Origin of the sequence: Bradyrhizobium sp., from assembly GCF_035484855.1 — a bacterium.
Lineage (GTDB): Bacteria > Pseudomonadota > Alphaproteobacteria > Rhizobiales > Xanthobacteraceae > Bradyrhizobium.
The window spans coordinates 12,572-32,550 of record NZ_DATHOP010000236.1; the positions used below are offsets into that span (position 1 = coordinate 12,572).

Below are 19,979 nucleotides of genomic sequence, written 5' to 3' on the forward strand. Positions count from 1 at the left end.
AGTCCCATCACAGCGAAACCGCGATCAGTTCCTCCGGCAGCGGACCGCCGCCGACGGGGAAAGCGATATATTGCTTGCCGCCGGCCAGATAGGTGATGGGCGCGCCGGTGGCATTCGCCGGCAGCGCGATTTCCGCCAGCATTTCGCCGCTGGTCTTGTCGTAGACCCACAAATGCGGATCGCGGTTGTGGAGATCGAAGATCGGACGCCCCCATTCGGGCACGAAGCGCGGCAAACTGAAATATCCCATCTGCACCACGATCAGGACGGTTTTCGTCACCAGCGCCCAACTGCGGCCTTGCAGCCCCAACCGCTCCCGAATACCGAGATTCCGGATCGAGGCCATCGCTTCGCTGTTGCCGACGGGTATGCGCCAGCGATGCTCGCCCGAGTTCATATCGATCGCAACCATGCTGCCGAACGGAGGCTTGAGCAGCGGCAAGCCGCGCGGGCCGGCCAGATATTTGACTTCGCCAATGAAATCGTAGGAGCCCTCCCACGCCCGCGGCGGGTGGATCGTGACGACGAACGGCACGCGGCTGGTGCCGACGTAGAGCGTGCCGGTCTCCGGATCGACCGCGGCACCGTTCCAGCTGCCGCCGCCGCCGACGCCCGGCACCACGATCGTACCGCGCTGCGAGGGCGGCGTGTACAGGTCGCCGCGATCATAGGTGGCGGCGATGTCGATCGCTTCCTTGTGGATCTCAGGCGTCAGATCGATCAGGTTCTCGTCACGCGCGCCCTGAATGTCGAACGGAGCCGGTTTGGTCGGGAACGGCTGCGTCTTCGACGCCCGCTCGCCGGGCACCGTGGAGGCCGGCACCGGCTGTTCCTCGATCGGCCACACCGGCTCGCCGGTGATGCGATCGAACACGTAGACAAAGGCCTGCTTGGTGGTTTGGGAAACCGCCTTGACTAGCTTTCCCTTGACCGTGATGTCGATCAGGTTCGGCGCGGCCGGTGGGTCGTAATCCCAGAGACCGTGATGCACCAGCTGATAGTGCCAGACCTTCTTGCCGGTGGTGACATCGAGGCAGACCAGACTCTCGCCGTAGAGGCCGTTGCCCGGACGGTCGCCGCCATAATAGTCGTTGGTGGGCGTTGAGACCGGCAGATAGATATAGCCGAGCTGCTCGTCGGCGCTGATCGGCGCCCAGACATTGGTGTTGCCGGTCTCCTTCCAGGAATCCTTCTCCCAGGTTTCGGCGCCGGGCTCCTCACCCTGCGCCACCGTGTGAAACGTCCAGAGCAGACGCCCGGTCGCGACATCGAAGCCACGCACGTCCCCCGGCGGCGACGGCCGGTGCCCCCAAAAGTCCATCACCGAGGAGCCAACCACGATCACGCCGCGTACGATCACCGGCGGCGACGTCATGGTGTAATAGTCGCGGTCGACGCGCCGACGCAGACCTTCAGCGAGATCGACCCGGCCATCCCTGCCGAACGTCGGCACCGGCGTTCCGGTTTTGGCATCCAGCATGATCATCTGCGCAAACGCTGTGAGCATCACGATGCGTTCGTCGTCGCCATTGCGCCAATAAGCCACGCCACGATGCAGCCACCCGTTGTTGGCGGGAATGCCGAGCAAGTTCTCGTAGACCTTGGGATCGAATACCCATTTGGTCGCGCCGCTGACGGCATCGATGGCGGCGACCTGCGACAGCGAGCTCGAGGTGTAGAGCACTCCGCCGACCATCAAGGGCGTCGATTCGTTGAGGTAGCTCGGGCCGATACCCGGATTGGCCTGCCTGGTCGCCATATCAGGCGATTTCCAGCGCCAGGCGATATGCAGGTCTTTGGCGTTGGTACCGTCGATCTGCGTCAACGGCGAATAGCGCGAAGCCGCATAGGTCCCGGCATAAGCGGGCCATTCGCCCTGCGCGAGCGCTCTGGCTGATTCAGGCAGCGCGCCGGGAATGGCTTGGGCGTGAAGCGCGGCGGGCGCGGCAAGCACACCCGCGACGACAAGCGAAAGAACGTAGGCTGGACCCAATCCGCGCAACGCCACCTCCCCCGATTTTGGAAGCAGCATCGGCGAATTGCCGATCACAGTCAAAGGGGATACTTTTTCGTCGTCCCGGCGAACGCCGGGACGACCAGGAACTACTCCACGCCCCGCCCGAACTTGTTCGACTTCGGCAGGCCATGCGCAAGACGGCCGGCATCGGCGCGGTTGCCGCGCCAGTCGGACAATTCCTTCCAGCTCAAGCCCTGGTCGCGCCCGGCCGAATCCTTCCAGCTAAGACCCGTCTTGGAATCGAACGTCGCGACGTCGGAGAGGCCAGCGCTGGTGTATTTCTGCAGGCGCACGCCGCGGCCGCGCGCCATTTCCGGCACCTGGTCGATCGGGAAGATCACCATCTTGTGGTTGGTGCCGATCACGGCGACCTGGTCGCCGCTAACGGTTGCGATCGCGCGGGCCTCGTTCGGCATCTCGACATTGAGCACCTGCTTGCCCTTGCGGGTGTTGCCGACGCAATCGTCCTCATTGACGACAAAACCCTGGCCTTCGCCACTGGCGATCAGGAATTTGCGGCCGCCCTTGTTGACGAACATCGAGACGATGGCGGCATCCTGCTCCATGTCGATGAACATCCGGATCGGCTCACCATGGCCGCGTCCGCCCGGCAGTTTTGCGACATCGAGCGAATAGAATTTGCCGTTGGTGGCGAACAGCAGCAGTTTTGAGGTGGTCTCGGCGAAGAACGCAAAACCGGGACTGTCGTCGGTCTTGAAGGTGAGCGAGGTGAGATCCTCGACATGCCCCTTCAGCGTCCGCACCCAGCCCTTGTCGGACACCACGATCGTCACCGGCTCGCGCTCGACGAAGGCTTCCTCGATCGCGGCGAGATCGTGCTCCGGCGCATCGGCAAACTGGGTGCGGCGCTTGCCGAGCGGCGTCTTCGGCCCGAACGTGTCGCGAACCTTCCGCACCTGTTCGCCGACCTTGGACCATTGCTCGGCCTCGGAGCCGAGCAGCGACTTGACGCCCTTCAATTCGGCGCGAAGATTCTTTTCCTCGGTGCGGATTTCGAATTCCTCGAGCTTGCGCAAATTGCGCAGCCGCATGTTGAGGATGGATTCGGCCTGGATCTCCGTCAGCTTGAACGCCTTGATCAGCGCCGGCTTCGGCTCATCCTCGGTGCGGATGATTTTTATCACCTTGTCGATGTTGAGGTAGGCGATCAGGTAGCCGCCGAGCACTTCCAGGCGATGCTCGATCTGCTCTTTCCGATGGTTGGTGCGGCGCACCAGCACGTCGCGCAAATGGTCGAGCCACTCACGCAAGCATTCGGCAAGCCCCAGCACCTTGGGGATGCGTCCCTTCACCAGCACGTTGAGATTTAGCGGAATCCGGCTCTCCAGCTCGGTCAGCCGGAACAGCGATTCCATCAGCAGTTCCGGATCGACCGCGCGCGACTTCGGCTCGATCACGAGGCGAATGTCTTCCGCCGATTCATCCCTGACGTCGCCGACCAGCGGCAGTTTCTTGTCGTTGAGCAGTTCGGCGATTTTTTCCACCAGCCGCGACTTCTGCACCAGCCAGGGGATTTCGGTGATGACGATCACCCAGGTGCCGCGCGCGCCCTCTTCCTGCTTCCACCTGGCGCGGGTGCGGAACGAGCCGCGCCCGGTCATGTAGGCTTCGGCGATGCTCTCCTTGGAATCGACGATGATGCCGCCGGTCGGAAAATCCGGGCCCTTGACCCACCTCAAGAGCGTCTTCGACTTCGCCTCGGGCTTGTCGATCAAATGCAGCGCCGCGTCGCAAAGCTCGGCCGCGTTGTGCGGCGGGATCGAGGTCGCCATGCCGACCGCGATCCCCTGCGCGCCGTTGGCGAGCAGGTTCGGGAAGCCGCCGGGCAACACCACCGGCTCTTTCGACTGGCCGTCGTAATTGGGGCGGAATTCGACGCCGTCCTCGTCGATGCCCTCCAGCAGCAGCCGCGCGACGTCGGTCATGCGCGCTTCGGTGTAGCGGTAGGCGGCCGGATTATCGCCGTCGATGTTGCCGAAATTGCCCTGGCCGTCGACCAGCGGATAGCGCGAGGAAAAATCCTGCGCCAGCCGCACCATGGCATCATAGATCGCCTGGTCGCCATGCGGATGGAACGAGCCCATCACGTCGCCGACGATTTTGGCCGATTTCTTGAACGGCGTGCCGGGGTCGAGCCGCAACAGCCGCATGCCGTAGAGGATGCGCCGATGCACCGGTTTGAGCCCGTCGCGCGCGTCCGGCAGCGCGCGATGCATGATGGTCGACAGCGCGTAAGCGAGATAGCGCTCTTCGAGCGCGTCACGCAGTCCGACCTCGTGGATTTCGGCCGGCTCCGGCGGAATCAGTGTTTTTCCCATGGGGAGGAGTTATCCGCTGACGGTGAATCGGGCAAGAAATGAATCGTAATCCTACCCTACTTTGCGTGGGGTTGTTTTCGCGATTTTTTGGCGAGGCGCTGCGCCGCGTCCTCGCTAGGGCAGCACCGCCGTCGCCTTGGCACAGTGCTTCGTCACGGCATTGATAAACCCATCGCGGGCATCCGAATGCCCCTGCCCGCGCGGTTCCAGGACGTGGCGCAGCAGGAACAGGCCCGTCAGCTGAAAACCGTCCTGCAGGTCCTGATCGGACCAGCCGTTCGCGCCGCCCTCGCCCTCGCGCAGGAATGGCGGCAGCCGCAGCAGCCGCTCGCGATAGGGCTCGCCGGCCGCCCGCGACACCGCGCCGCCGGATTTCGGCGAGACGTAGATCAGGTCCGACGTAGCCCCGGTCGCGGCGCAATTTTCCAGGTCGAGCCCGAAGCCGAGTTCGGCGAGCATCGCGAGCTCGAATTTGATCAGATGGGCGGCGGCTTCGCCGATATCGTCGAAATCGTCCAGCGTGCGTTCCAGCATTTCGTAGATGTCTTCGTGCGGATCACGCTCGGGCAACAGCCGCGCCAGCGAGGCCAGGTGCGTCACGCCATAGGTCGCGTGCGACGACGCCAGCACGGTCGCCGCGCGCAAGCGGGTGCCCTCGATGACAAAATAGCCGAGGTGCTCGTCGAGCCGCGCCCGCCACACGGCGCGCACGCCGTTGCCGGGCTGTAGCAGCGGCCGCATCCGCGAGCCGGCCCCGCCGCGCACCAGCCCGAGATGGCGGCCATGGCCGCGGGTCAGAAGCTCGACGATGGCGGAGGATTCGCCATGCCGCCTGACCCCCAGCACGATGCCTTCGTCGGTCCATTCCATGGGAGGGAATCTATCACGTAGGGTGGGCAAAGCCACCGGGTCGCGCGAATGCGCGCCCGATGACAGGCTCCGCGTGCCCACCAACGATCAACAAACGGTGTCGTTGCATCGGGATGGTGGGCACGGCGCAAGCGCGCCTTTGCACACCCTACGCAGCCGCCTGCTACCCGTTGAACCAGCCCCTGGCGTCGCCGGTGAAGGAAAAATACAGCCCCGCCACCGTCAGCGCGCAGGAGACGATCTCGACGACGCTGTCAAGCGCAAGGCCGTTGTCGCCGATGTCCTGCCCCAGCCTGACCGTGGACAGCACCAGTACCGCGACCAGCACCCAGCGCGCCCAGTTCTTGCGCCGTTGCGCGGCGAGCCAGACGAAAAACACCAACAGCAGAATCATGCAGCCACCGGTCGCGGTGGCAAACATGATGGTCTGTTCGCTCACCTCGTCGGTTGGCGTGCGGTCCTGGAACGCAGCCGACAGCGCATCCAGCGTCAGCGACAGATACAATAGCGCCTCAAACCTCACCACATTTTTGGGTACGTTCATCACAATGCCGGTCGTTTCTTTTATTGTCGAAACATCATTCCCTGGGGAATTCCAGTCCCATCTCGCGGTAGCGGTCGGGATCGTCGCCCCAGTTTTCGCGCACTTTCACGAACAGGAACAGGTGCACGGGAACGCCCAGGATTTCGGCGATCTCCTTGCGCGATTCCGCACCGATCGCCTTGATGGCGGCGCCGCCCTTGCCGAGCACGATCTTGCGCTGGCTTTCGCGCTCGACGAAAATCGTCTGCTCGATACGGACGGACTTGTCCTTGCGTTCGGTCCACGAGTCGGTTTCGACGGTGGATTGATAGGGCAGTTCCTGGTGCAGCTGGCGAAAGATCCTTTCCCGCGTGATCTCGGCCGCCAGATGCCGCATCGGCGCATCCGACATCTGGTCCTCGGGATAGTGAAATGGCCCCGGCGGCACCATCGCGGCCAGCGTACGCCGGAGATCGTCGACGCCGTCGCCCGACAACGCCGAGACCATGAAGGTGCCGGCAAAACCCAGCCGGTCGTTGGCGGCCTTGGCCAGCGCCAGCAGTTTTTCCCGCGGCACCAGATCGATCTTGTTCAGCACCAGGATTTTCTCGTGCCGCACGGTGGCGAGCTTTCCGAGGATCGCCTCGGCTTCCTCATCGATCCCGGCCTTGGCGTCGATCAGCACGCAGACGAGGTCGGCGTCATGCGCCCCGCTCCAGGCGGTCGAGACCATGGCGCGGTCCAGCCTTCGCTTGGGCAGGAAGATTCCGGGGGTATCGACCAGGATGATCTGGGCGTTGTCTTCGATCACGATGCCGCGGATCAGCGCCCGCGTCGTCTGCACCTTGCGCGAGACGATCGTGACCTTGGAGCCGACCAGCGCGTTGACCAGCGTGGATTTTCCGACATTCGGCGCGCCGATCAGCGCGACGAAACCGCAGCGCGTCGCGGGCGGCGGTGCGGCGTCGCCCAAAGGACTATCCGTCATTGCCGCCGCCGCTGACGCCTTCGCGCGCGATCATCACGGAGGCCGCGACCTTCTCGGCCGCGCGCTTGCTGCCGCCGACGCCTTCGGCCGATTCCAGCCCCGGCAAATCGACCGCGACGCGGAACTGCGGATCGTGATGCGGCCCGGTGCGCTCGATCTCGCGATAGACCGGCGTCGGCAGCCGCTTGCTCTGGGCCCATTCCTGCAAGACCGTCTTGGGATCGCGCAGCGGCCGCCGCGGCTTGCGCATCCGCTCGGTCCAGTTGCGCTCGACGAAGGTCGCCGCCGCGGCGTAGCCGCCGTCGAGAAATACCGCGCCGATCACCGCCTCGCAGATATCGCCGAGCACGGACTTGCGCAGCCGCGCGCTGGCGATGGCGCCGACCTGGCCGAGCTTGATGTCATCGAACAGCCCGAGCGACTTGGCGACGTCCGCGCAGCTCTCCTTGCGCACGAGATCGGCGAGCCGTTTCGACAACTCGCCCTCGTCGGCATTGGGGAAGGCGCGATACAGCATGTCGGAGACGACGAGCCCGAGCACGTGATCGCCGAGAAATTCGAGGCGCTGGTAGCTGTCGGCGCGCTTGGCTGCGGATTTCAGCGCCGAGACATGGGTGAAGGCGGTGATCAGCAGCGCGGGATCGGCGAATTTATGCCCGATCCGCGCCTCGATCGCCGCGGCGGCGGCCTTGGCGCTGACCTTCTTGCGCTTTTTTTTCGGCACGGCTTCGAGGCCGGCGTCAGGCGGAGGGCTTGCTTCACCCGGCGGCGAGGTCGTCTTGAGATCAGGTGTTTCGTCGTTCATCGCACGATTTTGAATATGCGATTCCAGCGCACCGAGACGGGCCAGCGCCAGAACATCCAGAAGTGCTCGCCCTCGGCAATCGAGAAGAAAATCATCTGCGCCCGGCCGACGATGTTCTCGAACGGCACGTACCCCACCACCGACTCCACCCGGCTATCGCTCGAGTTGTCCCTGTTGTCGCCCATCATGAAGAAATGCCCCGGGGGCACCTGGTATTCGATGGTGTTGTCGTAAAAGCCGTTGTCCTGGCAATCGAGCGTCTCATAGCTGACGCCGTTCGGCAGTGTCTCCTTCCAGCGTTTGACGCGCGCGATCTCCTCGGGCGGGCCGCAGGGATTCTCGCCGATGAAATCGCTGACGCGCTCGCGCTGCACCGGCTTGTCGTTGATGTAGAGCAGCCCATCCTTCATCTGGATGCGATCGCCGGGCAGGCCGATCACGCGCTTGATGAAGTCGACGGAATCATCCTTGGGCTGGCGGAACACGACGATATCGCCGCGCGCCGGCTCGGAGCCGAAGATGCGTCCCGAAAACAGGGGCGGCGACAGCGGGATCGAAAAATGGCTGTAGCCGTAGGAATATTTCGAGACGAACAGGTAGTCGCCGACCAGAAGCGTCGCCTTCATCGAGCCGGAGGGGATGTTGAAGGGCTGGAACAGGAAGGTGCGGATCACCAGCGCAATCAATACGGCGTGGATGACCACGCGGATGGTCTCGCCCCAGCCGCTTTCAGTTTTTGTCCCGGATGTCACGCTCATCGCTTTCCCAATTCCCCGCAAGCCGACCCCGCGCGGTGACAGAATATTCTCATGACGCGAACCGCCCCCCGTTTCGCGTCAAGAAAATGATCCTGTTTCTGATGTTGAGAGCCAATTCCGGCGCAAACCCGAATTCGCTCTGGCTGAAGGTTCCGCGCGCGTTTTAGACCGTTGTTCGCAGCCGCGCAATCAACGGCTTCATCAAAACATGCTAATCCATTGGTCTATCGAGGATTTTTAGTTTTGCGACGGACCGGCGGCTGACTCGCTTTTGGCGCATCAGGTTTTGCCCGGATGGACCGCCGAAATTATGACGAAGGCCTGCGCCAGCGGCCAATCGTCGGTGATCGAGAGATCGATCCGTGCCTCATACCCTTCCGGCGTCAGCGCCTCGAGCCGGGCCAGGGCCCCGCCGGTCAGCTCCATGGTCGGCCGTCCACCCGGCAGGTTCACCACCCCCATGTCGCGCCACCAGACGCCGCGCCTGATTCCGGTGCCGAGCGCCTTGGAGCAGGCCTCCTTGGCGGCGAATCGCTTGGCATAGGTTGCCACCACCATGTTCTCGTTCTTGGCGCGCCGGCCGGCCCGCGCCCGCTCGGCTTCGGTGAAAATGCGGTCGAGAAAGCGCTCGCCGTGACGCTCGATCACCTTGGCGACGCGGCGGATGTCGATCAGGTCGGAGCCGATGCCGATGATCATGCGTTGCTCATGCTCTGGCGGCCGCGATCCATCGCCGCGCGCATGCTGCGAACGGTCTCGGCGATACCTGCGAACAGCGCCTCCCCGATCATGTAATAGCCGATGTTCAATTCGACGATCTCGGGCAGGCCGGCGATCTGCTCGGCCGTGTCATAATCGAGGCCGTGGCCGGCATGGACTTCGAGGCCCGCCGCGCGTGCCAGCCTGGCCCCCGCTACGATCCGCCGCCACTCCGATTCGGCCTTCGCCGCATGGCCGTCGACCACGGCATCGCACCAGGCACCGGTATGGATTTCGATCACCGGTGCCCGCAGTCTTGCGGCCATTTCGATCTGGGCGGGGTCGGCGGCAATGAACAGCGACGCCCGGATGCCGGCGTCGTTCAGCCTCGCGATCAACGGCGCCAGCGCGTTGTGCTGGCCGACCACGTCGAGGCCGCCCTCGGTGGTCAGCTCCTCGCGACGCTCGGGCACCAGGCACACCGCATGAGGTTTTGTCGCCAGCGCGATTCCCAGCATGTCTTGCGTGGCCGCCATCTCGAAATTCAAAGGTTTTGAGATTTCCGCCTTCAGCCGCGCCATGTCCTTGTCGCGGATATGGCGTCGGTCCTCGCGCAGATGCGCGGTGATGCCGTCGGCGCCGGCCGCGATCGCGGCCAACGCCGCGCGCACCGGATCGGGCCGCGCACCGCCCCGCGCATTGCGAAGGGTTGCGACGTGGTCGACATTGACTCCAAGGCGCAGCGGAGCGGTGGGCATTTGGAAACTCGCGAAAGGCTTCGAACGGAGGTCCGGATGCTCAGGTTGTCATACGCGGGCTTGACCCGCGTATCCATCTTCTTCGTCAAGATGGATTGCCGGGTCAAGAGAGCTGAAGACGGCGCTTCGCGCCTTTTGCCCGGCAATGACGGCTTCAGCCATTGACGCGCTCGACGCGGGCGACGACGGCCTTGGCGCGCAACTGGGCGATGATGGCGCTGAGATGCTTGAGATCATAGACCTCGAGGTCGATGGTCAGTTCGGTGAAATCGGGCGAGCGCCTGGACATGCTGATATTGTCGATATTGCCGTCATGCTCGGCGATCACGGTGGCGACCTGGGCGAGGCTGCCGGGCTCGTTGACATTGTCGACCAGGATCCGCGCCGGAAAACGCTGCGGCGTCGATTCGTCGACGTCCCAGCGCACATCGAGCCAGCGCTCCGGCTCCTCCTCGAAATCCTTCAGCGCCGGCGACTGGATCGGATAGATGGTGATGCCCTCGCCCGGCGTCACGATGCCGACGATGCGGTCGCCCGGCACCGCACCGCCGTTCGGCGCGAATTTGACCGGCAGATCGGAATTGATGCCGCGCACCGGAATGGCGTTCGGGCTGCGCGAGGGATCGGGCGGCGACTTCAGCTTCAGCTTGACCGCAAGGCTCTTCTTGGGCGCGCCGTAGCGCGCCACCCGCTCTTCCTTGTAGTCGGGATACATTGCGCGCGCGACGTCGGAAGCCTTCATTTCGCCGCGCCCGACGGCCGCCATGACGTCGTCGATCGAGGCCCGCGCCAACCGCGGCAAGGCGCCCTTGAGCTTGTCGTCGGCGTATTCGATCTTGGCGCGTACGAACAACCGCTCGACGATGCGGCGGCCGAGGCCGGCATATTGATCGCGCACCGCGGTGCGGGTGGCGCGCCGGATCGCCGCCCTCGCCTTGCCGGTCACCGCCAGCGATTCCCACGCCGAGGGTGGTGCCGACTGCGCCTCCGAGGTCAACACCTCGACCTCGTCGCCATTCTGCAGTTCCGACGACAATGGTGCGAACTTGCCGTTGATCTTGCAGCCGACCGCGGAGTTGCCGACATCGGTATGCACGGCATAGGCGAAGTCGATCACATTGGCCTGCCGCGGCAGCGCGATCAGCTTGCCCTTCGGGGTGAAACAGAACACCTGGTCGTGGAACAGTTCGAGCTTGGTATGCTCCAAAAACTCTTCCGGATTGGCGCCGTCGGACAGCACCGCGATGGTGTGGCGCAGCCATGCGAAGGCGTTGGATTCACGCTTCAGAAGCTCGGTCGGCGAACCCACGCCGTCCTTGTAGAAGGCGTGCGCGGCGATACCGAATTCGGCGATCTGGTTCATCTCCTCGGTGCGGATCTGCAGTTCGACGCGCTGGTTGCCGGGGCCGATCACGGTGGTGTGAATCGAGCGATAGTCGTTCTGCTTCGGCGTCGAGATGTAGTCCTTGAACCGGCCCGGCACCACCGGCCAGGTGGTGTGCACGACGCCGAGCGCGCGGTAGCAGGATTCGATATCCTTCAGCACCACGCGGAAGCCGAAGATGTCGGACAATTGCTCGAAGCCGACCGACTTGCGCTCCATCTTGGTCCAGATCGAAAACGGCTGCTTGCGCCGGCCGTAGACACGCGCCGCGACGCCATTCTTCTGCAGGTTCTTCGAAAGCTGGCTCTCGATTTCGCCGATCAGGTTGCGGTTGCGCTCGGCGAGCGAATCCAGCCGCTGCATCACCACCGCATAGGCTTCCGGATCTAGCGAACGGAACGAAAGATCCTCCAGTTCCTCGCGCATCTCCTGCATGCCCATGCGTCCGGCGAGCGGCGCATAGATATCGAGCGTCTCCTCGGCGATGCGGTGGCGCGAGGCCGGCGGCACGAATTCCAGCGTGCGCATGTTGTGCAGCCGGTCGGCGAGCTTGATCAGGAGCACACGGACGTCGTCGGAAATCGCCAGCAACAGCTTGCGCAGGTTCTCGGCCTGCTTGGCCTCGCGCGACACCAGCTCCAGCCGCTTCAGCTTGGTGAGCCCCTCCACCAGCGCGCCGATCTCGGGGCCGAAGACGGTGTCGATCTCGCCGCGGGTCGCTTCCGTATCCTCGATGGTATCGTGCAGCAGGGCGGCCACTATGGTGGCGTCATCGAGCTTGAGGTCAGTAAGGATCGCGGCGACTTCGAGCGGGTGCGAGAAATACGGGTCGCCCGAGGCGCGGGTCTGCGCACCGTGCGCCTTCATGGCGTAGACATAGGCACGGTTCAGAAGGTCTTCGTTGGTATCGGGGTTATAGGATCGGACGCGCTCGACCAGGTCGTATTGCCGCATCATGCGCGAACGCGGCGACTTGGTGGGCGGCTTGGCCACGGCGGGCGCCGGCGCAGCCGAGGAAGGCGCCACGGCGACCGATTCGGTCGCGGCCTGCATCTGGGGTGGGTTGCGGCGCCAATACGCCATCGCCATCACTGCCTTCATGGGCGGCCCTCGGACGCCGCCCAGTCCTGTTACCTCTGCCTTCGCCCGCCCAGCAGCGCCATTCTGGACCGCAAAAACGCTCGATTTTGGACATTCCCGGCGCATTCTAACGCCAAACCGGCTCCCGCTCCGGTCAAATCGGATCAAGCCGGCACTGAATTCGTCCGCGCCCGCATCGTGCCATGGTAATCATGAAAACGGCAATAAAAGCAAAGGCCCGGATCGACGTCCGGGCCTGCTGCAGATCGGCGGGGTCGAAACACCCCCGGGTTGTAAATTTAAGGAACTACTCGTCTTCTTCGGGCTGCTCTTCCGGCGGCGCCAGGCCTTCCAGGCCCTTCAGCAGTTCTTCCTCGGTCATGCGCTCGACGGCGACCTCGGTATCGTCGGCATCGACGCTGGCGCCGGCCGATCCGATCAAAGGCACGGTATCGGGCTCGGGCTCGTCCACCTCGACGAATTTCTGCAGCGAATGAACCAGTTCTTCACGCAAATCCTCCGGCGAAATCGTCGAATCGGCGATTTCCCGCAGCGATACCACCGGGTTCTTGTCGTTGTCGCGGTCAACCGTAAGCTGGGAGCCGGACGAGATCATGCGGGCGCGGTGCGCCGCCAGCAGCACCAGGTCGAACCGGTTGTCGACCTTGTCAATGCAATCTTCCACGGTGACGCGCGCCATCGACTGTCGCTTTCGTTAAAGGGGCCAAAACTGATGATTATGCGCGCTAGTTATAGGGGCCGGTGCCATTTCGCAAGACTATTTTGTGATTTGCGTTCCTATTTGGCTCTGGTAACCCCTGCCCGGGGCCGTGTGGCCGGAGCGTCCAGAACGCTGGCTGATGCCGGATCAGGACAAGAAATCGCTTAATTGCATCGTCAAAGTATTGGTCTTTTCGCCCTTTCCGCACCATATTTGAGATGGTGTTTGACGGGGGTCAAAATTCACCGGGCTTTAGGCAGAAATCCTGGAAATGCGCGGTTCGTCGCCGCTGCGCCAAGAACGTTAACAAAACAACACGCGAGTAACTGAATGTCGCCTTCCACCACCAACAAGATCGCGCTCTTCATCGACGGCGCCAACCTCTATGCGACCGCCAAGACGCTGGGTTTCGATATCGACTACAAGCGCCTGCTCAAGGAATTCCAGAGCCGTGGCACTCTGATACGCGCGTTTTATTACACCGCGATTATCGAGGATCAGGAATATTCGTCGATCCGTCCCTTGATCGACTGGCTCGATTACAACGGCTACACCGTCGTCACCAAGGCGACCAAGGAATTCATCGACGCCTCCGGCCGCCGCAAGGTCAAGGGCAACATGGATATCGAGCTCGCGGTCGACGCCATGGAACTCGCCGAGCATGTCGACCAGATCGTGCTGTTTTCCGGCGACGGCGATTTCCGCTCGCTGGTCGAAGCGGTGCAGCGCCGTGGCGTCCGGGTCACCGTGGTCTCGACCATTTCCAGCCAGCCGCCGATGATCGCCGACGAGTTGCGGCGCCAGGCCGACGTCTTCACCGACCTAGTCGAGCTGCAATCCAAGCTCGGCCGCGACCCGTCCGAGCGTCCGGCCCCGCGCGAGCCGCGCCACCACGCGCCGCAATTCCTGCAGCGCGCCACCACGATGGCGCCGAGGGGCGATGACGACGAATTCGACGACTGAGTCCGCTCACGCGAGCGGCGAGCCGCCGCCCGCCGCCCTGCTCCGCGCCGAACCCGACCGCAATTGCCCGCTCTGTCCGAGGCTCGTAGCCTTCCGCGAGACGGCGCGTTTGCGCGAACCCGGCTGGTTCAATTCGCCGGTGCCCTCCTTCGGCGATCCGGAAGCGCGGCTGGTGATCGTTGGGCTCGCCCCGGGCATGCAGGGCGCCAACCGCACCGGGCGTCCCTTCACCGGCGATTTCGCCGGCGACCTCTTATACGCGACGCTCATCGAATATGGCTTTGCCAACGGCGTCTATCGGGCGCGGCCCGACGACGGCCTGCGACTGGTCGATTGCCGGATCTGCAACGCCGTGCATTGCGTGCCGCCGCAGAACAAGCCGTTACCGGCGGAAATCAATACCTGCCGGCAATTTCTTACCGCGACGCTCGGCGCGATGCCGAAGCTGCGCGCGATCGTGGCACTGGGCCGAATCGCGCACGACTCGACACTGAAGGCGCTAGGCCTTCGCGCTGCTGCGGCGCCGTTTATGCACGGTGCCGTGCATAAGGCCGGCTCGCTGAAACTTTACGACAGCTATCACTGCTCCCGTTACAACACCAACACGCGGGTGCTGACGCCGGACATGTTCCGCGCCGTGTTCGCGAAGGTCAAAGCGGATTTGGATTCGTAGGGTGGGCAAAGGCGCGCTGGCGCCGTGCCCACCATTTCACTCCAGGAATTTTTTGGTGGGCACGCTTCGCTTTGCCCACCCTACATATCTGGCGACCCTGCGCATCCTTCGAGGCTCGCCGAAGGGGCTCGCACCTCAGGATCACGAGACCGGATTGTCCTTCAGCCATTCCAAAACGTCGCCGGCGTTTCGGTCCGGTGGAAACACCGGATAGAACACGTGGCTGATGCGTGCGTCATCGACGATCAGCGCCAGCCGTTTCATCAATGTCAGCCCGGCAACCTCCATGGTCGGCAGGTCGAGCGCGCGGGTCAGTTCGAGCTTCTCGTCGGAGAGGACCGGGAACGGCAGATGCAGCCGCGAGGCCATCTCGGTCTGGTAGGCGTTGTCCTGCGTCGACAGGCCGAACACATGCGCGGCGCCCGCCCCCTTCAGCTCCGCGAACAGGTCGCGAAACGAACAGGTCTGCGGGGTGCAGCCCCGCGCGCCCGGGATCATGTCCCAGTCGTCGACGATGCTGATCTTGCCGGGCTCGCCGGTGCGGGGATAGGCGAACACCACCGTGCGCCCCGGCAGCGCCGACAGCGTCACCGTCGTATCGTCGGTAGCGCGCAGGGTGACCGGTGGGATCGTCATGCCGACGAGATGCGCCGCGGCGCCGTCGTCAGTCGGCGCCGGAATCTTGCTCCAGTCGACTTCAAGCAGGTTTTTCTGATTCATCGTGCCCTCTTCCTTCGGACGGGTTAAGCGAAGCGATACCCATCAATTCCGAAATTATCCCCGCGCCCGCAGCAGGCGGCCTTTTTCCCGGCTCCAGTCGCGCTTTTTCTCGCTGTCGCGCTTGTCGTGCAGCTTCTTGCCCTTGGCGACCGCCAGCAAAAGCTTGGCGCGGCCGCGCTCGTTGAAATAAAGCTTGAGCGGAATCAGCGTCATGCCCTCGCGCTCGACCGCACCCATCAGCTTGTTGATCTGCTTTCGGTGCAGCAACAGCTTGCGCGGCCGCTTCGGCTCGTGGTTGAAGCGGTTGGCCTGCAGATATTCTGGAATGTTGGCGTTGATCAGCCAGACCTCGCCGTCCTTGGTATCGGCATAGGATTCCGCGATCGTGGTCTTGCCGTTGCGGATCGACTTGACTTCGGTGCCGGTCAGCGAGATGCCGGCCTCGATGGTGTCCTCGATCGAATAGTTGAAGCGGGCCTTGCGATTCTCGGCGACCACCTTGATCGGGCGCTCGTTCTTGTCGGCCATGATGAAATCGTTCCAGCGAAACCGTGAGCAATAGCACTCCGTCCACGCCCATGCACGTCAAGACTTTTTGAGCAGGTCGCGGATCTCGGTCAGCAATTCGACCTCGGGGTTCGTCTTCGGCGGCGCGGGAGCCGCTTCATCCCTGCGCTTCAACTGGTTCATGAAGCGGATGACGATGAACAGCACGAAGGCGATGATCAGGAAATTCAGCGTCAGGGTGAGGAAGTTGCCCCAGGCCAATACCGCGCCCTGTTTCTTGGCGTCCACCAGATTGGTCGCCGTCACCGACTTCGAAAGGCCGGTGAAATAATTGGAGAAATCGAGCCCGCCGGTGATCGAGCCGACGATCGGCATGATGATGTCGCCGACCAGCGAGGTGACGATGGCGCCGAAGGCGGCACCGATGATGACGCCGACCGCGAGGTCGACGACGTTGCCCTTCATCGCGAATTCGCGGAATTCCTTCAGCATCACAGAGCCCCTTTCTTCGGTCACGAAGCGAAGAACGAAAGCCGCGGCCTAGTTGATCAGGCCCGCATGCACCATGGCGCTGCGCACCGCCGCGCGCGTCGGCTCGGTGACCGGCACCATCGGCAGCCGCAGCTTCTCGTCGATCTTGCCGAGCAGCGACAGCGCGTACTTCACCGGCGCCGGATTTGACTCGATGAAGAGATTGGTGTGCAACGGCATCAGCTTGTCGTGCAGCTTGAGCGCGGTCTTGACATCGCCCTTCTGCCAAGCGACGTGGAATTCCGAACACAGCCGCGGCGCCACGTTCGAGGTGACCGAAATGCAGCCATGGCCGCCATGCGCCATGTAACCCAGCACGGTGGCATCCTCGCCCGACAATTGATTGAATTCCTCGCCCATTGCCGCGCGCTGCTGCGAGACCCGCACCATGCTCGCGGTCGCGTCCTTGACGCCGGCGATGTTCTTCAATTCGAACAGCCGCTTCATGGTGTCCACGCTCATGTCGATCACCGAACGCGGCGGAATGTTGTAGATGATGATCGGGATGCCGATCGCGTCGTTGATCGCCTTGAAGTGCTGATACATGCCTTCCTGGGTCGGCTTGTTGTAATAGGGCGTCACCACCAGCACCGCGCTGGCGCCGGCCTTTTCCGCATGCTCCGCCAGTTCAATGGCTTCCCGGGTCGAGTTGGAGCCGGCACCGGCGATCACGGGAACGCGGCCCTTCGCCTCGTCGATGCACCATTCGACGACGTGCCTATGCTCGTCATGGCTCACGGTCGGGCTTTCGCCTGTGGTGCCGACCGGCACCAGGCCGTTGGTGCCCTCGGCGATCTGCCAGCTCACCAGCGCCCGGAAGGCCGCTTCATCGAGCGAGCCGTTCTTGAACGGCGTCACCAAGGCGGTGAATGAACCCCTGAAATTCGTCTTGGCTGCCATGGGTTTCCTCCGGACGCGTTTTGAACTCTGCCGTGACTTCCACCGGCTCTTCCTGGCAATTCATATCGGGTCTGACGACCAGACGAAAGGCCCGCCATGGCTTGATCCCGGGTAGAACTTTGGCCCGACGCCAGCCGCGATTTTGCCGCGGTGCTGGCGCAGATATCCTCACCCAGCCGCGTAATTTGGTATTTTGTCCGCATATTCAATCAAATAGAGCTTAAGGCTCAGCGATTGAATGATTCGCCGTGAAGGAACATTGTGAACCCGTTCATCCGTGCAGCCGCATTGCGATCGACCGCCCTGGCGACGACCCTGGCGCTGACGGTCGGCCTGTCGGCTCTTGCCGTCGACGCCTTGGCAAAAGTTCCCTTGCCAAAACCGCGCCCGATCGCGCGCAACACCGTGCCCAAGACCACGCCTGCCGCAAGGTCGGCGGGCAAAACGACTTCCGTGGTCGCAACTGTCAGCCCCGCGGCTGCCATGCTGTCCCCCGCAACCCGCCAGCATGCGGCCTTGCCGCCGCCCGCCCGCAGGCCAGCCATCCCGGCCGCGGTCGCAGCCACCTCGTCGACCTCGCAGGCCGATAGCGACACGCTCGAAAACGTCATCGAACTGGTGCGCAAGCACCAACCCGGCGATGCGACCCGGGCGGAGGCCGCGATATCCGATCCGGTCGCGCAGAAGCTCGCCGAGTGGATCATCCTGCGCAGCGACAACAACGGCGCTACCGTCGAGCGCTATCGTGCCTTCCTCGCGGCCAATCCGAGCTGGCCCTCGCAGTCCTTTCTGCGCCGGCGCCTCGAGGCCGCCTTGTGGGACGACCATCGCGAGGACGGCATCGTGTGGGCGTGGTTCGAAAACGAATCACCGGTATCGGCCAAGGGCAAGTTCGCGCTGGCCAAGGCGATGCTGGCGCGCGGCGACCGCGCCAATGCGGAGCGCCTGGTGCGCGACGCCTGGCGCAACGATCCGATGTCGGAGGATACCGAGAGCACCGCGCTCGATTTGTTCGGCGCGCTGCTGACGCCGGGCGATCAGAAGGCGCGGATGGATCTCTTCCTCTATGGCGGCGAGCACGAAATCGCGCTGCGTGCCGCCAAGCGGCTGGGAGCAGCCGAAGTCGCGCTGGCGAAGGCGCGGATCGCGGACTACCGCAAGGCCGCCAATACCAAGGCGCTGCTGGAGGCGGTGCCGCGCGAGTTGCATGGCGACCCCGGCTTTATCTTCAGCAAGATCCAGTTGCTCCGCCGCGAGGAGAAATTCGCCGAGGCCGCCCAGCTGATGCTGAGCGCCCCGCGAGATCCGGCGCTGCTCTACAATGTCGACGAATGGTGGATCGAACGCCGTCTGCTCTCGCGCAAGATGCTCGATGTCGGCGAGCACCGCACCGCCTACTTGATCGCGCGCGATGCGGCGCTGCCCTCGCGCGACATATACAAGACCGAGCAGGAATTCACCGCCGGCTGGATCGCGCTGCGCTTCCTCAACGACCCGGCCGCCGCCGCGCAGCATTTTGCCCGCATCGGGGTCGGCAGCGTCAACCCGACGGCGCTGGCGCGCGCCGGCTACTGGCAGGGCCGAGCGGCGGAAGCCGCGGGCCACGCCCAGGAGGCGCGCACCGCCTACACCCGGGCGGCCGAGCAGTCGACCAGCTATTACGGCCAGCTGGCGCGCGCCAAGCTCGGCCTGCCCCAGATCGAACTCAACGGCGTGCCGGCGGCGAGCACGCGCGGCGTCGAGCGGCTCGAGATCGTCCGCGCCGTGCAATTGCTCTACGCGCTCGACGAGCGCGAGATCGCGATCCCGATTTTCGCCGACATGGGAGAGAACGGCGATCCCGACGCGCTGGTCGGCCTCGGCGAACTGGCCTCGCGCAACGGCGACGCGCGCGGCATGCTGTTGGTCGGCAAGGCCGCGCTCAATCGCGGGCTGCCGTTCGATTTCTACGCCTATCCGGTGATGGGGATTCCGCCGTTCAAGTCGATCGGGCCGGATGTCGAGCAGAGCATCATCTACGCCATCACCCGCCAGGAAAGCGCCTTCAACCCCAACGATGTCTCGCCGGCGCAGGCCTACGGGCTGCTGCAGGTGACGCCGGATGCCGGCAAATACGTCTGCAAGAAATACGGCGCCGGTTTCGACCTTTCCCGGCTGAAGAACGATCCGGCCTATAACGCCGCCCTTGGCGCCGCCGAACTCGGCGGGCTGATCGAGGATTATCGCGGCTCCTACATCATGACGTTTGCCGCCTACAATGCCGGCCGCGGCAGCGTCAAGAAATGGATCGACCGCTACGGCGACCCGCGCGATCCCAAGGTTGACGCGGTCGACTGGGTCGAGCTCATTCCATTTTCCGAGACCCGTAACTACGTGCAGCGGATCATGGAGAATCTGCAGGTCTATCGCGCCCGATTCGGCGGCGGCACCAGGTTGCAGATCGAGGCCGACCTGCACCGCGGCGCCAGCGTCGAATAGCGGAGCGGTCGCACCGTCCTTTTCGGATCTGGACGGATCGCCCTTCCCGTCGGGCACATCATCACTTGCGCTGTCCCTGGCCTTGCACGCGCGATCAAGCGTTATCGCTCACAAGACAAAGAAAAACCCCCGGCAGTTTCCTGCCGGGGGTTCTTTATCAGGTTGTCAGACGATCGGGATCAGAAGTTGCGCTGAACGCGAACGTTGAGGGACGCGGTGTCCTGCGAGTGGAAGGTCAGCGCGGTTACAGGGTACGGAGCACCCG

At 63.7% G+C, this 19,979-nt stretch carries 18 protein-coding genes; 3 read left to right on the forward strand and 15 right to left on the reverse strand.

The window, feature by feature from the left end; all coding sequences use genetic code 11:
• Nucleotides 1-7: 7 nt before the first annotated feature.
• From VK804_RS26875 to rpoZ, 11 genes are all read right to left on the reverse strand, one after another.
• The gene (locus VK804_RS26875; protein WP_325375875.1) at nucleotides 8-2,032 is read right to left on the reverse strand and encodes a PQQ-binding-like beta-propeller repeat protein; all 2,025 of its coding nucleotides are present in this window, start codon (nucleotides 2,030-2,032) and stop codon (nucleotides 8-10) included.
• 71 nt (nucleotides 2,033-2,103) lie between these two features.
• Complete coding sequence (parC, locus tag VK804_RS26880; RefSeq protein ID WP_325375877.1) at nucleotides 2,104-4,356, reverse strand: DNA topoisomerase IV subunit A; 2,253 nt, start codon at nucleotides 4,354-4,356, stop codon at nucleotides 2,104-2,106.
• A 114-nt stretch (nucleotides 4,357-4,470) separates the two neighbouring features.
• Nucleotides 4,471-5,226 carry a DNA repair protein RecO gene (recO, locus tag VK804_RS26885; protein WP_325375879.1) on the reverse strand — a complete coding sequence of 252 codons (756 nt, stop codon included), beginning with the start codon at nucleotides 5,224-5,226 and terminating at the stop codon, nucleotides 4,471-4,473.
• Nucleotides 5,227-5,389: 163 nt separating this feature from the next.
• The gene (locus tag VK804_RS26890; RefSeq protein ID WP_325375881.1) at nucleotides 5,390-5,770 is read right to left on the reverse strand and encodes a hypothetical protein; all 381 of its coding nucleotides are present in this window, start codon (nucleotides 5,768-5,770) and stop codon (nucleotides 5,390-5,392) included.
• Between the two features lie 34 nt (nucleotides 5,771-5,804).
• Nucleotides 5,805-6,737, reverse strand: coding sequence for a GTPase Era (gene era / locus VK804_RS26895; protein WP_325375883.1), 933 nt, complete (start codon nucleotides 6,735-6,737; stop codon nucleotides 5,805-5,807).
• Nucleotides 6,727-7,542, reverse strand: a complete 816-nt coding sequence (rnc, locus tag VK804_RS26900) for a ribonuclease III (protein ID WP_325375885.1) — start codon at nucleotides 7,540-7,542, stop codon at nucleotides 6,727-6,729. Before rnc ends, era begins: the two co-directional genes overlap by 11 nt.
• Entirely contained in the window at nucleotides 7,539-8,300 is a 762-nt protein-coding gene (gene lepB / locus VK804_RS26905) for a signal peptidase I (RefSeq protein WP_325375887.1), read from the reverse strand. The genes rnc and lepB overlap by 4 nt, the downstream gene beginning before the upstream one ends.
• Nucleotides 8,301-8,579: 279 nt before the next feature.
• The gene (gene acpS / locus VK804_RS26910) at nucleotides 8,580-8,999 is read right to left on the reverse strand and encodes a holo-ACP synthase (RefSeq protein ID WP_325375889.1); all 420 of its coding nucleotides are present in this window, start codon (nucleotides 8,997-8,999) and stop codon (nucleotides 8,580-8,582) included.
• Nucleotides 8,996-9,757 carry a pyridoxine 5'-phosphate synthase gene (locus VK804_RS26915; RefSeq protein ID WP_325375891.1) on the reverse strand — a complete coding sequence of 254 codons (762 nt, stop codon included), beginning with the start codon at nucleotides 9,755-9,757 and terminating at the stop codon, nucleotides 8,996-8,998. Before VK804_RS26915 ends, acpS begins: the two co-directional genes overlap by 4 nt.
• A 154-nt stretch (nucleotides 9,758-9,911) precedes the next feature.
• A complete protein-coding gene (locus tag VK804_RS26920) occupies nucleotides 9,912-12,224 on the reverse strand; it encodes a bifunctional (p)ppGpp synthetase/guanosine-3',5'-bis(diphosphate) 3'-pyrophosphohydrolase (protein ID WP_325375905.1) in 2,313 nt (770 codons plus the stop codon).
• Between the two features lie 304 nt (nucleotides 12,225-12,528).
• Nucleotides 12,529-12,921, reverse strand: a complete 393-nt coding sequence (gene rpoZ, locus VK804_RS26925) for a DNA-directed RNA polymerase subunit omega (protein WP_024512695.1) — start codon at nucleotides 12,919-12,921, stop codon at nucleotides 12,529-12,531.
• Between the two features lie 351 nt (nucleotides 12,922-13,272).
• Here rpoZ and VK804_RS26930 point away from each other — a divergent pair, with 351 nt between their 5' ends.
• Both VK804_RS26930 and VK804_RS26935 read left to right on the forward strand, forming a co-directional pair.
• Nucleotides 13,273-13,905, forward strand: coding sequence for an NYN domain-containing protein (locus VK804_RS26930; RefSeq protein ID WP_325375893.1), 633 nt, complete (start codon nucleotides 13,273-13,275; stop codon nucleotides 13,903-13,905).
• Nucleotides 13,883-14,578 carry a uracil-DNA glycosylase gene (locus VK804_RS26935; protein ID WP_325375894.1) on the forward strand — a complete coding sequence of 232 codons (696 nt, stop codon included), beginning with the start codon at nucleotides 13,883-13,885 and terminating at the stop codon, nucleotides 14,576-14,578. The genes VK804_RS26930 and VK804_RS26935 overlap by 23 nt, the downstream gene beginning before the upstream one ends.
• A gap of 141 nt (nucleotides 14,579-14,719) precedes the next feature.
• Here the strand turns inward: VK804_RS26935 and VK804_RS26940 are convergent, their stop codons facing one another.
• From VK804_RS26940 to dapA, 4 genes are read right to left on the reverse strand one after another with little or no spacing between them, the layout of a single operon-like run.
• Nucleotides 14,720-15,298 carry a peroxiredoxin gene (locus tag VK804_RS26940; protein ID WP_325375896.1) on the reverse strand — a complete coding sequence of 193 codons (579 nt, stop codon included), beginning with the start codon at nucleotides 15,296-15,298 and terminating at the stop codon, nucleotides 14,720-14,722.
• A 54-nt stretch (nucleotides 15,299-15,352) separates the two neighbouring features.
• Complete coding sequence (gene smpB / locus VK804_RS26945; protein WP_325375897.1) at nucleotides 15,353-15,826, reverse strand: SsrA-binding protein SmpB; 474 nt, start codon at nucleotides 15,824-15,826, stop codon at nucleotides 15,353-15,355.
• A gap of 57 nt (nucleotides 15,827-15,883) precedes the next feature.
• Nucleotides 15,884-16,297, reverse strand: coding sequence for a large conductance mechanosensitive channel protein MscL (gene mscL / locus VK804_RS26950; RefSeq protein WP_325375899.1), 414 nt, complete (start codon nucleotides 16,295-16,297; stop codon nucleotides 15,884-15,886).
• Between the two features lie 48 nt (nucleotides 16,298-16,345).
• Nucleotides 16,346-17,236, reverse strand: a complete 891-nt coding sequence (dapA, locus tag VK804_RS26955) for a 4-hydroxy-tetrahydrodipicolinate synthase (RefSeq protein WP_325375901.1) — start codon at nucleotides 17,234-17,236, stop codon at nucleotides 16,346-16,348.
• 261 nt (nucleotides 17,237-17,497) lie between these two features.
• Here dapA and VK804_RS26960 point away from each other — a divergent pair, with 261 nt between their 5' ends.
• The gene (locus VK804_RS26960) at nucleotides 17,498-19,714 is read left to right on the forward strand and encodes a lytic transglycosylase domain-containing protein (protein ID WP_325375903.1); all 2,217 of its coding nucleotides are present in this window, start codon (nucleotides 17,498-17,500) and stop codon (nucleotides 19,712-19,714) included.
• Nucleotides 19,715-19,979 lie beyond the last annotated feature (265 nt).